12 protein-coding genes are annotated in these 16,579 nt (G+C 52.7%); 3 read left to right on the top strand and 9 right to left on the bottom strand.

The features are described 5' to 3' along the window. Window position 1 precedes the first annotated feature (1 nt). The 4 genes from wcaA to OGV93_RS03920 form a co-directional block, all read right to left on the bottom strand. On the bottom strand, window positions 2–844 hold the full coding sequence (wcaA, locus tag OGV93_RS03935; protein WP_016153592.1) for a colanic acid biosynthesis glycosyltransferase WcaA: 843 nt from the start codon (window positions 842–844) through the stop codon (window positions 2–4). A 120-nt stretch (window positions 845–964) separates the two neighbouring features. After that, window positions 965–3,127 (bottom strand): tyrosine-protein kinase Wzc, encoded by a 2,163-nt coding sequence (gene wzc, locus OGV93_RS03930; protein ID WP_287109393.1) that lies wholly within the window; start codon window positions 3,125–3,127, stop codon window positions 965–967. Next, window positions 3,124–3,573, bottom strand: a complete 450-nt coding sequence (wzb, locus tag OGV93_RS03925; protein ID WP_016156925.1) for a low molecular weight protein-tyrosine-phosphatase Wzb — start codon at window positions 3,571–3,573, stop codon at window positions 3,124–3,126. The genes wzc and wzb overlap by 4 nt, the downstream gene beginning before the upstream one ends. 5 nt (window positions 3,574–3,578) lie before the next feature. After that, on the bottom strand, window positions 3,579–4,718 hold the full coding sequence (locus tag OGV93_RS03920) for a polysaccharide export protein (protein ID WP_029139591.1): 1,140 nt from the start codon (window positions 4,716–4,718) through the stop codon (window positions 3,579–3,581). Window positions 4,719–5,372: 654 nt separating this feature from the next. On the opposite strand from OGV93_RS03920, the gene OGV93_RS03915 reads away from it, so the two are divergent. Then, window positions 5,373–6,956 carry a TerC family protein gene (locus OGV93_RS03915; RefSeq protein WP_019077138.1) on the top strand — a complete coding sequence of 528 codons (1,584 nt, stop codon included), beginning with the start codon at window positions 5,373–5,375 and terminating at the stop codon, window positions 6,954–6,956. A gap of 44 nt (window positions 6,957–7,000) precedes the next feature. Here the strand turns inward: OGV93_RS03915 and asmA are convergent, their stop codons facing one another. From asmA to udk, 3 genes are all read right to left on the bottom strand, one after another. Next, window positions 7,001–8,851: an outer membrane assembly protein AsmA gene (gene asmA, locus OGV93_RS03910; protein WP_287109392.1), complete on the bottom strand. Its 1,851-nt coding sequence runs from the start codon at window positions 8,849–8,851 to the stop codon at window positions 7,001–7,003. A gap of 25 nt (window positions 8,852–8,876) precedes the next feature. After that, entirely contained in the window at window positions 8,877–9,458 is a 582-nt protein-coding gene (gene dcd / locus OGV93_RS03905) for a dCTP deaminase (RefSeq protein WP_016153598.1), read from the bottom strand. Window positions 9,459–9,549: 91 nt separating this feature from the next. Next, window positions 9,550–10,191 carry a uridine kinase gene (gene udk, locus OGV93_RS03900; RefSeq protein ID WP_003036776.1) on the bottom strand — a complete coding sequence of 214 codons (642 nt, stop codon included), beginning with the start codon at window positions 10,189–10,191 and terminating at the stop codon, window positions 9,550–9,552. A gap of 315 nt (window positions 10,192–10,506) precedes the next feature. Here udk and OGV93_RS03895 point away from each other — a divergent pair, with 315 nt between their 5' ends. Further along, entirely contained in the window at window positions 10,507–13,836 is a 3,330-nt protein-coding gene (locus OGV93_RS03895) for a diguanylate cyclase (protein WP_287109391.1), read from the top strand. On the opposite strand, the gene alkA is transcribed toward OGV93_RS03895, so the two are convergent. Further along, window positions 13,804–14,673, bottom strand: a complete 870-nt coding sequence (gene alkA / locus OGV93_RS03890; protein ID WP_103928360.1) for a DNA-3-methyladenine glycosylase 2 — start codon at window positions 14,671–14,673, stop codon at window positions 13,804–13,806. The genes OGV93_RS03895 and alkA overlap by 33 nt on opposite strands. A 136-nt stretch (window positions 14,674–14,809) precedes the next feature. On the opposite strand from alkA, the gene yegD reads away from it, so the two are divergent. Beyond that, the gene (yegD, locus tag OGV93_RS03885) at window positions 14,810–16,162 is read left to right on the top strand and encodes a molecular chaperone (protein ID WP_046275425.1); all 1,353 of its coding nucleotides are present in this window, start codon (window positions 14,810–14,812) and stop codon (window positions 16,160–16,162) included. Window positions 16,163–16,262: 100 nt separating this feature from the next. Here yegD and OGV93_RS03880 read toward each other — a convergent pair whose 3' ends face one another. Continuing rightward, a complete protein-coding gene (locus OGV93_RS03880; protein ID WP_109017525.1) occupies window positions 16,263–16,322 on the bottom strand; it encodes a type I toxin-antitoxin system Ibs family toxin in 60 nt (19 codons plus the stop codon). Window positions 16,323–16,579 lie beyond the last annotated feature (257 nt).

Genomic DNA, 16,579 nt, shown 5'->3' with positions numbered 1-16,579 from the left:
CTTAGCGTCCTCGCAGTCCGTCGGCCAGGCGCTTACTATTGCGAACAGAAAGCAGCGTCAGCAACGTGCGCCAGTTCATCCGTTTATTGCGGATCTGGTAGAGGGTAAACAGCTGGTATTTCTTGCTGGCCCGGTCAAATTTGCCTTTGTGCTTACGGTAGAACTGAAAGTAGCCGGAGAATTTATGCGGGGATGAGGTAATACGCATTTCACCGTGATTCACATGCAGGATCTGCGTTGCCTCTTTTACCTTCCACGGTTTGCCATACGCCACCACCATACGCAGGAAAATGTCATAATCCTGCGCCGCTTTCAGCGTGGTATCGAACAGGCATGCTTTAAACCGCCAGGCCCAGGTAAATACCTGATTACCAATAATATTGCGCTTGTAAAATTTACGGCGTGAATAAACGGCCTTCGGATAGAGCGGCAAACTGGTCGGCTGCGAATATACTTCGCCTTCACAGACATAGTCATTGGCATACAGAAACGCCCGCGTCACCAGATGATGGCGATAATTGAGAAATACGCTCAGGCGGTTCGGCGTCCATTCATCATCATCATCAATACCCGTAATATATTGCCCACTGGCCTGCATGATGGCCTGATTACGCACCGCACAGGCTCCGGAGTTAGTGGGATTACGCGTATACGACACACGCGGATCGTTGAGTTCTTCAACAAATTGCTGCAGTTGCTCATACGAGGAAGAGCAATCATCCACAATGATCATCTCCCAGTGAGGATAGTCCTGGCGCAGTACCGATTTAATCGCCCGGATGGCCAGTTGCTGACGGTTCCAGGTGGGCATATAAATTGAAATTAGCGGGTTGTCTGTCGTCATTTTCGTTTCCCAGATATCCCCGTCATACTTCAAGTTGCATCTGCGTTGGCTTTCCTGCAACTCGAGTTATTTAGGGTATAAATATGTTTTTGTGGGCCGCTATCCGGCAATGTTCGTTACCTATTTCGAATCCGAGGTGTACTCGTATTCGTAGTAACCGTAATCCTGATACCCGCTGGCGCGGCGGAAGATCGAGTTCAGGATCACCCCTTTCACCTGAATGCCGTTTTGCTCAAAGCGACTCAGGCTGGTTTCCACCTCTTTCAGCGTGTTGACCGCGTAACGCGCCACCATCAGCGTGGTTCCAACGTGACGACCCACGATAGCCGCGTCGGTCACCGCCAGTATTGGCGGGGTATCGATCAGCACCAGGTCATAGTGCGAGCTGGCCCATGCAATCAGTTCGCCAAAGCGTTCACTCATCAGCAGCTCGGAGGGGTTGGGGGGAATTTGTCCGCGAGGGATCAGATCGAAATGTGGAATCGATGTCGGTTTCGCGCTGGATGAGATATCCCCCTTGCCGATGAGGATCTCAGACAGACCGTTAACGTTATTGGTCCCCAGCAGCTCGTGGGTATAGCCTTTGCGCATGTCGCAGTCGATCAACAGCACGCGTTTGTTGGTCTGACTAACGACCGCCGCCAGGTTGGCGCAGACAAACGTTTTACCAATCGACGGGCTGACGCCGGTCAGCATCAAGACGTTGTTGCGCGCCTGCATCATGGCAAAGTGCAGGCTGGTACGCAGGCTGCGGACCGCTTCTATCGCAAGATCCGTCGGATTCCCCACTGCCAGCAACTGGCTTTGCTTGTAGCGTTTCACGCCTTTAATGGTTTGCACGTTATCGCGTGCTTTTTGCCATTCTGATAGCGGAATGCTGGCATACACGCTGATGCCATGCTCTTCCAGCGCCTGTGGGCTTTCAATGCCGCGATTAAACAGGGAACGCAGCAGTACACCCACCACTGAAAGCATCAAACCAAGAATGATGCTGCCGAGAATAATCAGCGTCGTTTTCGGCTTCAGTACGCCTGGCTGGGCAATCGCGGGATCGACGATGCGCACATCTCCGACCGTACTGGCCTCGGTAATCTTCAGCTCCTGCTGCTTGTTCAGCAACTGCATATAGACCTGCTGGCCGGACTCCACGTCACGCGTCAGGCGGACAATTTCCTGCTGCGTTTTCGGCATCGCCGTTACGCGCCCATTCAGCTTGCTTTTCTCATCTTCCAGCGCCTGGCGTTTTTCCAACAAGGTGCGGTACGCAGGGTGCGCTTTGGTGAACAGCTTGGAAATCTCCGCTTCTTTGAAGGTCAGCTCATTAAGCTGCGCATCAATATTCACCATGGAATCCAGCACCGCTTTGGCTTCCAGCGGCAAATCCACGGAGTCTTTGTCCTGACGAAAGGCATTCAGCTTGTTTTCGGCAACGTCCAGTCGGTTACGCACCTCGGGCAACTGCTTTGCCAGAAACGCCAGACTTTTGGCGGCCTCTTCAGATTTACGCTCCACGTTTTGTTGCAGATAGTTGCGGGTAATACTGTCAAGGATCTGGCGGATTTGCTCACGGTCTTCGCCGGTAAAGGTCAGGCTCAGTACGCCAGTGTCTTTGCCGGTTTCCGTCACCATCAGATTATTTTGCAAGGTGTTGATCATGCCCAGCGTGGAGAATTTGCTGACGGTAAATTGGCTCTCAGGGCTGGCATGGATAGCCTCGACCAGTATCGTCACGCCGTCATGTTTCAGCACCTGCCCAACCTGCCCCTGGGCGCTAAAACCCCCGTCACTCACCAGCTGATAACTTTTGTCATTCAGCACGCTTAGCGTGAAGGTCTGTTCATTCATTGCCTTTGGCAGCGTGAAAGTCGTCACGTTAACCGTTTCGTTCTGGCGACCCATCAACCGATCCCAACCCGCGCCAAAAATGGGGAACGTATCTTTGGTAACCGCGATATCCAGGTTGAGATCGTCTACCGTTTTCCCCAATACCAGCCGTGACTGGATGAGCTGAATTTCCGCTTCAGAGGCCGGAGGTTTGTTCGACAACGCCGAGCCAATATCCTGCACCAGTGAATTTCCGGTATTTTGCTCAATTTGCACCAGCGCGTCCGCACTGTAGATCGGAGTGGCAAACAGCGTGTAGACCGCTGCGCATAATGCAAATGCCGCAGTAATACCAAGCACCCACCAGCGGGCTTCCACCACCGTTGCCACCAGACGACCAATATCGATTTCATCATTGCCCGTTACCGGCGCAGCAGACTGTTTTACTTTTTCTGTCATTGTTTTCCCTGCTCTGCGTTCAATGCCTGAGCCCATTGGCGGGCAGACCGTTCAAGTAATGCGTACACCGCGTCAAACGCATCACGGCTTTTACGATACGGATCGGGAATTTCGCGCTCGCTGTCCCAGTGACCAAACAGCATCACTTTGCCGCGCATCTCCGGCACCATTTCACACAGGGCAGAGATATGGCGTTTTTCCATGGTCAGGATCAGGTCATACTCCCGGCACATTCGTCCCGAGATCTGCCGGGCACAATGATTCTCCAGTGACAGGTTGTGCGCCTGCGCCACGCTGATGGCGCACGGGTCCGCGCCTTTGCCTACCAACGCCCCGAGGCCGGCAGAAGAGACCGTCAGCGCCGGGTGAAATTGCCTTAACAAGCGCTCTGCCGTCGGAGAGCGGCAAATGTTCCCCACACAGACAACTAATATTTTGTTAAACATGACGATTACCAGTTGTGAAGGTCGCTGGCCGTGTCCGTCATATAGCGAACACCGCTAATAGTCGGCAGCAACTGATTGATCAAACGGTTCCAGCGAGCAACCGGCGCGGTAGTGACGTACACCACATCGTATGGCTGGAGTCGGAATGACGTCGCCATCACCAGCGATGTCGCATCGGACATATCAAGCTGATAGATATTGGCAATCTTGCCGTTGTTCCCGCCCTCGCCTTTCAATGGACGAATAACGAAAATGCCGCTGGCGTTGGAGGTGGTCAGGTCGATACCTTCCGCGTTGCCGAGTGCTTCGGTGAGCGTCATGCCGCTGAAGTCCATTTTGAGGGTGCTCTGTTTTTTCACTTCCCCCATCACGAAGACTTTCAAATCGTCATTACGCGGAACAAACAGGATGTCGCCAGGATAGAGCAGACGGTTCTGGCTCAGGTCGCCATTTTGCATTAGCGCTTGCAGTGAAATGCGTTGCTCCTGCCCTTTATGAGTCAGTACAACGTTGCGCCAGTCTGCCGCCTCGGTGAGACCGCCTGCGGCGTTAATGGCATCGAGAACGGTAAGCGGCACGTTGGTGATGGCCTGCTGGCCGGATTTGTTCACCTGCCCGGAGACATAGGCCTTCTGCGAACGGAAAGCGGCGATATTAACGTCCACCTGCGGGTCAGCAATGTACTTCGCCAAGCGCCCGGTAATATCACTACGAATTTCGGCCAACGTTTTCCCTGACACGCTAACTTTGCCGATGTAGGGGTAAAACATGGTGCCATCAGGCTGCACCCAGTTGCCGGCATCACTTGAGCTACGATACTGCCCGGCCGGCGTGGTGAGTTCAGGATGATCCCAGACGGTAACATTCAGGACATCGCCCGGGCCGACCCGGTACTGATACCCGGCAATCTCCTGGTCGAGAGACATATTAGGCTGCGCAACATTTGGTCGGGGACGTAATTGTTCGACCAGTCGTGGGGTGAGTGGATAAACATTCACCATGCGATCGATATCAAAATCAGCGTCCTGCTGTTTAATCACATCTTTGCCCATCGTAGACATATTGCTGCCCGGAAGCACGGTACAACCGTTTATCAAGATTACCGATACCAATACAGGCATCAATTTAAGTTTGGATTTCATCATTGATTATTTATCACTTTGGCAGAGTAATTATCACGTGCGTTCTAAATAGCGACTTCGCCTGTACGTATTTACCTTGCCGTTAATTGAAAAGGAATTTAACTGGCATCTGTCCTAAAAAAAATGAATTCATCTGCGGTCTCTTGACAGAATAATTTAGGCTCGTCTCAGGCGACCAGACACGCTACCGCCCCTGGCTTCATTAGCTACCAATGCACTGATTAATTTAAATTTTTATCTTCCTCTTTATTTTCATCACATTCACAACGGGAACGCATCAGGAATAGCGCCGCTGGTTGATAAGGAAATATTTATCTTTTGATTATTACCGGAGGAATTGTTGCAGCTAAGCGAATATCAGGCAAGGTAACAAGTTACCGACAACTTGCTTTTAAGATTAATATTAAGCGTTGAATTTGTATATTTTTAGGATTTTATTGATATTGACAACATTAATATAGAAATATTCCACCTGCGATATTTCTTAAAGAGCTTTGGATTAATAATATTATTTCCTTTAGTTACATTAAGGCTAATATCCCGTACTTGATTGTAATAGGCTACAGAGAAATCCCTCCTCGCCATTGCATTTTTCGCCAGTTTTACCCATGATCGAATTGTGACAATTGTCATACAACTATGGGTATAGCATTTACTATGGAATGGATTGCCGATCCGTCAATCTGGGCCGGACTCGTCACGCTAATCGTGATCGAACTTGTTCTTGGCATTGATAATCTTGTTTTTATTGCCATCCTCGCGGAGAAACTGCCTCCTGCCCAGCGGGATAAGGCGCGTATTACCGGGCTACTGCTGGCGATGGTCATGCGCCTGCTGCTATTGGCATCAATATCATGGCTGGTAACGCTGACCACGCCGCTGTTCAGCATTCGCGGCCTGAGCTTCAGCGCGCGCGATCTGATCATGCTGTTCGGCGGTTTCTTCCTGCTGTTTAAAGCCACCATGGAGCTAAACGAACGGCTGGAAGGCAAAGACAGCGAGAACCCGACCCAGCGTAAAGGCGCTAAGTTCTGGGGCGTCGTCGCGCAAATAGTCGTGCTGGACGCCATCTTCTCCCTGGATTCCGTCATTACCGCCGTGGGGATGGTCGATCACCTGGCGGTAATGATGGCTGCGGTGATTATTGCCATCAGCCTGATGGTGCTTGCCAGCAAGTCGCTGACGCGCTTTGTCAACAGCCATCCCACTATCGTCATTCTGTGCCTGAGCTTCTTGCTGATGATTGGTTTCAGTCTGGTCGCCGATGGGTTTGGTTTCCATATTCCGAAAGGTTACCTGTACGCCGCCATCGGCTTCTCGGTCATGATAGAAGCATTGAACCAGTTAGCTATCTTTAACCGCCGTCGCTTCCTGTCAGCCAACCATACCCTGCGCCAGCGCACCGCCGAGGCGGTAATGCGACTGCTGAGCGGGCAAAAAGAAGACGCCGAACTGGATGCCGAAACCGCGGCAATGCTGGCAGACCATCATGAAGGCCAAATTTTTGCCCCTCAGGAACGGCGGATGATTGAACGTGTGCTGAACCTTAATCAGCGTACGGTCAGCAGCATCATGACCTCGCGCCATGATATTGAGCACATCGACCTCAATGCGCCGGAAACAGAAATCCGCGCTTTGCTGGAAAAAAACCAGCATACGCGTCTGGTGGTCACCGGCGAAGATGAGCAGGAAGACTTGCTGGGCGTGGTGCATGTCATCGACCTGTTGCAGCAATCTCTTCGCGGCGAGCCGCTCGACTTACGCGTCTTGATTCGCCAGCCGTTGGTGTTCCCGGAAACTCTGCCGCTGCTTCCGGCGCTTGAACAGTTTCGTAACGCCCGGACGCACTTCGCTTTTGTGGCCGATGAATTTGGGTCAGTTGAAGGGATTGTAACGCTCAGTGACGTGATGGAAACCATCGCCGGTAACCTGCCAAATGAGGTAGAGGAGATTGACGCCCGTCATGACATTCAGAAAAACGCGGATGGTTCATGGACCGCAAACGGACACATGCCGCTGGAAGATCTGGTGCAGTACGTGCCTATCCCGTTAGATGATAAGCGTGAATATCACACCATTGCCGGACTGTTAATGGAGTATTTGCAGCGCATCCCGAAAACCGGGGAGGAAGTTCAGGTCGGCGACTATCGACTAAAAACCCTGCAGGTGGAAAATCATCGCGTGCAAAAAGTCCAACTGATACCGCTGCACAGTGAAGAAGAGATGGATTACGAGGTGTAAATCACGAGCCGGGGGCGGCATCAACCGCCATCCGGCAATATGAATCAGAGTTTATCCAGCAACTTTTTAACATCTTTACCGTTGCGGGAGTCTTTATTGCGATCGGCCCAGTCGTTAAGGCGACGTTTTGCTTCATCCTGCAAATGCTTACGCAAAATCTGGTCGACCTGCAGACTGTAGTTTAGCGCCTGCCACTGACCGTAGACTCTGAGAGGAACCGGGGTAGCCTTCAGGAAGTTAATCAGCTTACTTTCGCCATCCCAGCCGCCCAGCACGCGAATGTTAAACAGCGTGTCGCAATTCAGCTTCACCAGATCCAGCGTTCCCTTGCCGGTCAGCGCCAGCATCGCCGACTCACCCGCCATGTTATCCAGCGTAACCTCGCCGTTATCCAGCGTCATATCGGTTACAAAATGATCCAACCGGGTCACGTTATCCAGGTTTTGCTGAGCTTTAACATCCCCACCGCTACGTTCGACGGCCTGTTGTATCATCTGCTGGAAGTTCATTCCTTCCATTCGCGTATCGCTCATTTCGACATGGGCCTGCCCTTGCCAGCTATGACGAAACGCCTGGGCATCAATATCTGAGCCAGAGAAATCCCCTGCCAGTGACAGCTTACCGGTGAGGGCGATGGGGTAGTCGAAGGCTTTCAGGATAGTACCAATTTCTACGCCTTCCAGGCGCGGATGGAAGACCGCTCGCGGCTGTCCTTTTCTGGCATCCAGCATACCAGGAAGCGACACCAGCCCACCGTCACTTTTCCCCTGCAACTGCGTAACATTCAACAAGCCGAACTGGTTGTCAATTTTTGCCGAGACATTGTCAAACGCCATTTTCCGCCACAGCACTTTGTCAGCTTGCAACGCGATGTCTGCCGAAAATCCCTTCAGTCCCTGATACGAAACGGCATCAACCTGAGAAGCAATGACGGGGCGCGCCAGCGTTGACTGACTCTGACCTTGCTGAACCTCACCGTTCGTCGTCACAGCCTCACGTTGTACGAGCAGATTGTCCAGATTGAGCTGACCAAACTTCAGGTCGACAGCCCATTCTGGTTTTTCCAACAATGTCACATGAACTTGCCCGGCGAGAGAGCTGTCGTTAGCGGTCAAATGAATCTGGCTAAACGCGAGCTGTTTTTTCTCTTCCAGCCACTGCGCCTGAAACTGTCCCTGACCTTTGATCCCCTGCGCCGGTAGATCGGCCCCCTGCAATTGCCAGCTTAGCTGCTCAATATTCGCGGATAAGTTATGCGGATAGTCGGAGGCATCAACGCTGCCGTTGAAGGATAACGCGAGGTCACGCTGATCGCGGTTAACGCGCCCGGAGAAATCAAACGTGCCGCGGTGCTGATTATCCTGTTCCATGTCCAGACGAATATCGCGAACCGTGATCTGTTCATCGTCTTCATGCTGGAATACCAGAACGCTATCGGCAACACGCAGGCGGGCAATATCAAACGACCATCCTCTGTCTTCAGCCAGGTCGGGCAAGGTATTGTCTTTTGGGGCAACGGGCGCATCTTCGCCGCGCACCGCTTCAGTTTGCGGGGTCAGTTGAATCACCGCGCCTTTGAGCATCACCTGCTTCACGCTGAGCTGGTGACTCAACAGCGGCCACAACGCGACGTCAAGACGCATATTGTCGGCACGAATCAGGGGTTCGCTGGCGCCTTCAGCCGTTAACACCATGCGCCCCGAGAGGATACTCAGCTGTGGCCATACGTGCCAACGCAGAGGGCCATCCAACTGCAGCTGATATCCGCTACGCGCAGCAACCTGCTTGACCATATATGCGCGGAAATCATTCGGATTAACCAACAGTACTAACGCAGAAAAACCGGCCACCAGCACGACCAGTAGAATCATCAGCGTCGTCAGAAATCGTCTCATGCTATCCCCAATGGACTGAAAATACTCAGTCTTTATCGATCCGGCTGGCAACGGCGCCCTGCTGATCGCGATACTTTGCATCCTGACGACGGTTGTAAGGTCGCGCCGCCGGACCGGAAAGCGGTTCGAAGCTTAATGCGCCGATCGGCATGCCAGGACGCAGGGCCAGCGGTAGTTTTCCGGAGTTGTAAAACTCCAGTACGATGCAGCCAGACCAGCCCGGATCGATACGGTGTGCGGTGACGTGTACCATCAGTCCCAGACGCGCCAGCGAAGAGCGGCCATCTAACCAACCCACAAGATCGGAAGGCAGCGTCACGGATTCGAACGTCACTGCCAGCGCCAGTTCGCCCGGATGCAGGAAAAATGCCTCGCCGTCTTTGAGGACGATTTCATCACTCATCACGCGATCCAGCGCGGCGCTGACTTCATCTTTCGGTCCGCTCAGATCGATATACGCTGCCGTATGCCCGCGGAACGTACGGAATTTGTTGCCAAGGCGCACATCTACCGTGGCGCCGTTGATTCGCTCGACAGGAGGGCGTGGATTGATCGACAGACGACCTTGATCCAACCAGGCTTCAATATCTCGGTCACATAAACGCATGGCACTTTCTCCTTTCGTGCTTCAACCCCTTAATGCCAGGTGCATTAAGGGTGAACCAGGTTATCACTGAACGGTACACAATTCGCTGAACTTATTCAAAGAACTGACTGATTTTAGCCTTCAGAATATCGATGGCGATGCGGTTTTTACCCCCGCGCGGCACAATAATGTCGGCGTACTGTTTTGAAGGCTCAATAAATTGCAGGAACATTGGACGGACGGTTTTCTGATATTGCGCCATCACTGAATCCATTGAACGACCACGTTCGTTCACATCGCGCTTGATACGGCGCATCAGGCAAATATCCAGCGGGGTATCAACAAAAATAGAGAAGTTCATCTCATCACGCAAACGCGCATCCGTCAGCAGCAAAATGCCTTCCAGGATGATGACTTTCTTGGGTTCGATATGAATAGTGTCTTGCGTGCGCGTGTGCTCAACGTAGCTGTACACCGGCAGCTCAATGGCACTACCGCGTTTCAGCGTTTGCAGATGTTGGAACAGCAGGCTGTGATCCATCGCGTTCGGATGGTCGTAGTTGGTTTTTACACGCTCTTCCATCGATAGATGGCTTTGATCTTTGTAATAGCTGTCTTCGGGAATAACGCCAATATGTTCGTCACCGACTTGTTCACGCAATTCGCGATAAAGAGTACTGGCAATAAGACTCTTGCCGGAAGCCGATGCGCCGGCAATGCCGATAATGACGCACTGATGGGACTGATCAGTCATAAATTTAGCGACCTGATTAACCTGGATGTTAGGAAGGGCGGCGCCGAAACGCCAAACGCGGCAATTATAGGGATTTCAGCGGCGCGACGCCAGCCCAGGCTGCACCAATGCCTTCCCTGTCGCAAATTAAAACGGTCATATTTAAAGCATGCGCTACATTTATTCGCCAGCCTTAGTAATTAATAGCTTGAGAGTGTTAATTTATGAGCAGCTGGCGTATAAATTGTAAATTATTTGTACTAGCATAAACCCAGATTAAATGTGATCCGTCCGGCATCTCTACTGGGCGACAACGGCTATTTGGGTAGAGTGGTAATGAGTAAACAATCCCAACATGTTTTAGTTACCTTACCTCATCCTCTACTGCGCCTGGCCAGTTTAGGTCTGGTGGCTTTCATCTTTACGCTGTTCTCGCTGGAACTGTCTCGTTTCGGGGCGCAGCTGGCGCCGCTGTGGTTTCCGACCTCAATCATGATGGTGGCTTTTTACCGTCATGCGGGAAAAATGTGGCCGGGGATCGCGCTGGCGTGCTCATTGGGTAACATCGCGGGTTCTTTGCTCTTCTTCCCCGGAGAGTCGCTTAGCTTTACCTACACGGCCATCAACATTATTGAGGCTGTCGTGGGGGCAATGTTATTGCGCAAACTGCTGCCCTGGTACAATCCTTTACAAAATCTCAACGACTGGGCGCGCCTGGCATTCGGCAGCGCAGTGGTCCCTCCGCTGCTGGGCGGCGTATTACTCTGGTTATTATTACCGCAAGAAACGTCGTTAAATACCTTCCTCATTTGGGTGCTGTCAGAATCCATCGGCGCGCTGGCGCTGGTACCATTAGGTTTACTGTTTAAGCCACATTATCTGCTGCGCCACCGCAATCCGCGATTACTGCTTGAAACTCTGATTACGCTTCTGGTGACGTTAACGTTCAGTTGGCTGTCGATGATGTTCATTCCATGGCCGTTTACCTGCGTTATTGTCCTGTTGATGTGGAGCGCTGTCCGTCTGCCGCGTATGGAGGCGTTTTTAATTTTCCTCAGCACCGTGATGATGGTTTCGCTGATGTTGGCCGCTGACCCTTCGCTGCTCTACACCCCCAAACAGAACATGATGACCAGCATACCGTGGCTGCCGTTTTTGATGATCCTGTTGCCAGCCAATATGATGACCATGGTGATGTACGCGTTTCGGGCTGAACGCAAGCACATCTCAGAAAGCGAAGCGCGCTTTCGCAATGCTATGGAGTATTCCGCAATTGGCATGGCGCTGGTCGGGACCGAGGGGCAATGGCTACAGGCCAATAAAGCCTTGTGCCAGTTTCTGGGCTATAGCCAGGAGGAGCTACGTTCGCTCACCTTCCAGCAATTAACCTGGCCGGAAGATTTGAACAATGACCTCGAACAGTTAAACATGCTGGCGCGCGGGGAAATTAACAGCTATTCCATGGAGAAGCGCTATTACACGCGCGCGGGCGAGGTGGTATGGGCTTTGCTGGCCGTTTCGCTGGTGCGCCATAGCGACACCACCCCACTCTACTTTATTGCTCAGATTGAGGATATTAACGATCTGAAGCACACCGAGTGGATGAACAAACGGCTGATGGAGCGCATTACGCTCGCTAATGAAGCCGGGGGGATCGGCATTTGGGAATGGGAACTGCAGCCTGATGTGATCAGTTGGGATAAGCGTATGTTCGATCTCTATGAAGTCCCGGCACATATCAAGCCCAGTTGGCAAGTCTGGTATGAATGCGTTGTGCCTGAAGATCGCGAACACGCCGAAAATGTGATTCGCGATTCGCTGGCCGCACGAGCCCCGTTTAAGCTTGAGTTTCGTATCGCGGTAAAAGGTGGCATACGGCATATCCGCTCATTGGCCAACCGGGTACTGAATAAAGACGGTGAAGTTGAACGCTTACTTGGCATCAATATGGATATGACCGAGGTGAAGCAGCTCAACGAAGCGCTGTTTCAAGAAAAAGAGCGTTTGCATATTACACTGGACTCCATCGGCGAGGCGGTGATTTGTATTGATGTCGACATGAATGTGACCTTTATGAATCCAGTCGCTGAGAAAATGAGCGGCTGGCAACAGGAAAACGCAATTGGCATTCCGCTCCTGACAGTACTGCGTATTACTTTCGGCGATAACGGTCCGCTGATGGAAAATATCTACAGCGCCGACATGTCGCGTAAGGCAATGGAACAAGAAGTCGTCCTGCATTGTCGCAACGGCAACAGTTATGACATTCAGTACAGCATCACGCCCCTCAGCACCCTTGATGGCGGCAGCATTGGCTCGGTGCTGGTCATTCAGGATGTCACCGAGTCACGTAAGATGCTGCGCCAGCTTAGCTACAGCGCTTCGCATGACGACCTGACGCAGTTGGCCAATCGGGTCAGCTTTGAAAACCATCTCAAACAGTTGCTGCATACGGTGCACGACGCGCACCAGAGTCATGTGCTGGTTTTTATCGATCTTGATCGTTTTAAAGCGGTGAACGATAGCGCAGGTCATGCTGCAGGCGATGCCCTGCTGCGCGAACTCTCTTCACTGATGCTAAGCATGCTGCGGTCCAGCGATATGCTGGCGCGCCTTGGCGGCGACGAGTTTGGTCTGTTGCTGCCGGATTGTAATATCGAAAGCGCCCGCTTCATCTCAGGTCGCATCATCAGTGCTATTAACGATTACCACTTCATGTGGGATGGCCGCTTGCACCGCATTGGCGCCAGTGCGGGAATTACGCTGATTGATGACAAAAACCATGTTGCGACTGACGTCATGTCTCAGGCGGATATCGCCTGCTACGCGGCGAAAAACAGCGGACGTGGGCGTGTCTGCGTCTATGAACCCCAGCAAAGCCAGGCGCATGCCACGCGTAGCCAACTGTCATTGGACGAACAAAAGCATACCATTATGCACAGCCCCATGCTGATGATCGCCAGAGGCGTGGCTTCTCCACGTATACCTGAGACGTTTAGCTTCTGGCTTATATCGCTACGCTTAGGGACCGCTGAAGGCGAAGTGATTGAAGAGCAAACATTCCGTACCGGGCTGGTCGATCCCACATTGAATCAAGCGCTCGACCGTCGGGTATTCAGCGAATTCTTCCAGAATGCTGCCCCGGCAGTCGCCAGCAAGGGTCTCAGTGTTGCGCTCCCCCTTTCCGCCGCCGGGCTGCTCAATTCAGAACTTGTTGATGAGCTGCTGGAACAATTGCAACATAGTCCGTTACCGCCGCGGCTGCTGCACCTGACCGTTCCGGCCAGCGTCATCAAAACGAATCCAACGCAGGCGATATCCGCCCTGCATCGGCTACGTCAGTTCGGTTGTCGAATTGTGTTAAGTCAGGTCGGTCGTGATTTAGAGCTTTTTGACAATCTGAAATACCACATTGTCGATTACCTTTTGCTCGACAGCGAGCTAAGCGCCAGCGCTCACGGAGACCTGATTGACGAGATGTGGGTGTCCATTATCCAGGGCCATGCCCAGCGTCTGGACATTAAAAGCATCGCCGGTCCGGTGCAGTTGCCGCTTATTATGGATGCGCTTTCCGGCATCGGTATTGATATGATTTATGGCGACATTATTGCCAACGCCCAACCGCTGGATCTGCTACTGAATACCAGTAATTTCGCCATCAACTGACGGCTGCCAGCCATCCGTGTACCAGATATGCAAGAGTGCATAGGAGCGCCAGGGTTTCCAACGCTCTGCATACCGCCGGATCTGGGCTGGCGTCATGCCGGGAAAACGCTGTTTAATCAGATAATCATCCGGCAAAAAAACATCCTTCGCCTGCCAACCACGCAGCGCAAAATAGTTGGCGGTCCAGCGCCCTATTCCGGGAAACGTTTGTAGTTGCTTAACGCCTTGCTCAATATCGTCAGGCGCTACTGTCGCAAGCGTTCCTTCAAGTGTTGCACGCGCCAGGTGAATCAACGCTTCAGCGCGTTTGAGCGGCATCCCTAACGCTTTCAGGTGCAACGGTTCGGCGTCAGCAAGCGCTTCAGGCGTGGGAAAACAAACATACCCTGGCGCATCCTCCAGCGTGTCGCCATAAGCATGGGCGACTTTCGCCGTCAGTTTTGCCGCCATAGCCACGCTGACTAACTGCCCTAAAATCGCCCGTACCCCTTGCTCAAAAGCATCGACACATCCCGGCAGGCGCAGTCCCGGACGCGCCGCACCAAGGCTTCCCAGCGCGCTGACAATTTGCTGCGGGCAACAGGTAAGATCAAACAAACGGGTTATTTTCGCCAGGCACTCGGAGGCGGCGGGTTGTAATCCCGAACTTAACGTCACGTGTAGCATATTGGCGTGCAAATCCGGTACGACGCGCACCAGACCCCGATGATCCCCTACGGACAGGCTTCTGGTATAACTCAGTTCCTCCACCGTTTCGACACCGTTAACCGCACGGGCGGCAAGAAATCCCAGCATCCAGGGCCAGTCATAAGGCGGTTGCCAGCTCAGCGTGAACATTCAGTTTTCCTTTTTATGCAAACCTACAGCATAAACGGTATTCAATCGATGCGCCTTGCTTTCATATTCCAGTTGTCGGAGCGTCAACATTTCGTTAAAGTCACGCCCCTTCTTCACTGGCATGGGGATTTTTACGGTGTTTATTGGTTTTGACTACGGTACGGCAAACTGTTCAGTGGCCGTTATGCGTGACGGGCAGCCTCACCTGCTCAAAATGGAAAATAACAGCACGCTTCTGCCTTCAATGCTGTGCGCGCCAACGCGCGAAGCGGTCAGCGAGTGGCTGTATCGCCATCACGACATCCCAACCACGGACGACGAAACGCAGGCGCTGCTTCGCCGCGCGATGCGCTATAACCGCGAAGAAGACATCGACGTTAACGCCAACAGCGTGCAGTTCGGTCTGGCATCGCTGGGTCAATATATTGAAGACCCGGAAGAGGTGTACTTCGTTAAATCGCCAAAATCATTTTTGGGTGCCAGCGGTCTGAAGCCGCAGCAGGTTGCGCTGTTTGAAGATCTGGTCTGCGCGATGATGCTGCACATACGCAACCAGGCACAAAATCAGTTGCCGGAAGCCATCACCCAGGCCGTTATTGGTCGTCCCATCAACTTCCAGGGGTTAGGGGGCGATGACGCCAACGCCCAGGCGCAGGGTATTCTTGAACGTGCGGCTAAACGCGCCGGTTTTCAGGATGTCGTCTTCCAGTACGAGCCGGTAGCGGCTGGTCTGGATTACGAAGCCACGCTGCAGGAAGAAAAACGCGTGCTGGTGGTGGATATTGGCGGGGGTACAACCGACTGTTCACTGCTGCTGATGGGGCCGCAATGGCATCAGCGCGCCGATCGCGAAAACAGCCTGCTGGGGCACAGCGGCTGCCGCGTTGGCGGGAACGATCTGGATATTGCGCTAGCGTTTAAACATCTGATGCCGCTGCTCGGTATGGGGGGAGAAACGGAAAAAGGGATCGCCTTACCTATTCTGCCCTGGTGGAACGCGGTCGCGATCAACGATGTTCCCGCGCAAAGTGACTTCTACAGTAGCGCCAACGGTCGCTTGCTCAACGATCTTGTCCGTGACGCGAAAGAAGCCGATAAAGTCGCCCTACTGCTTAAAGTCTGGCGCGAGCGTCTGAGCTATCGCCTGGTGCGCAGCGCAGAAGAGAGCAAAATCGCGCTTTCCGATCAGACCATTGTGACGGCGGCGATACCGTTTATCAGCGACACGCTGGCAACCGATATCAGTCAACACGGGCTGGAAGCTGCGCTCAATCAGCCCCTGGCGCGCATTCTGGAGCAGGTTCAACTGGCGCTGGAAAACGCGCAGGAAAAACCGGACGTGATTTACCTGACCGGCGGTAGCGCGCGTTCGCCGCTGATTAAAAAAGCCCTCGCCCAGCAACTTCCCGGGATTCCGATCGCGGGGGGTGATGATTTCGGTTCCGTTACTGCCGGACTGGCCCGCTGGGCTGACGTTGTTTTCCGCTAAGCGGCTCACATGCTGAAAAGTACGCGTATTGACATCACCATTGCTGTGGCTTACTTTCAAGAGTGAGGGTTAGGGAGGGCTTCCCCTCCCCCCTGGTGTCTTAGTAAGCCGGTAAGCTAATCACTAAGAGTATCACCAGTATGATGACTTGCTTCATCATAACCCTTTCCCTATTTTGGCCCCTTCCTCGGGAGGGGCTTTTCCGTTCCAGCGTCCCGCTGAAATCTCTGGCTTTCCTCCTTTTTGCCTTGTCAGCACTCTAACGCACAATCACGTATTCGCTATCTTCACCACCGATTGTTGCGTAACGCTTCGCAAAGCCGCATCAGCATTCAGACGAATCCCGACAGTGTTTCATAATTCCTCCATTTTTCTCCCTTGTTCGCTGGCTAAACTAGTATCATTCCGCGAATCGTT

The sequence above is a fragment of the Citrobacter sp. Cb031 genome (genome assembly GCF_030336725.1).
In the GTDB taxonomy this organism is placed as follows: Bacteria; Pseudomonadota; Gammaproteobacteria; order Enterobacterales; family Enterobacteriaceae; genus Citrobacter; species Citrobacter braakii.
This window is presented reverse-complemented; position numbering and strand designations above follow the sequence as displayed.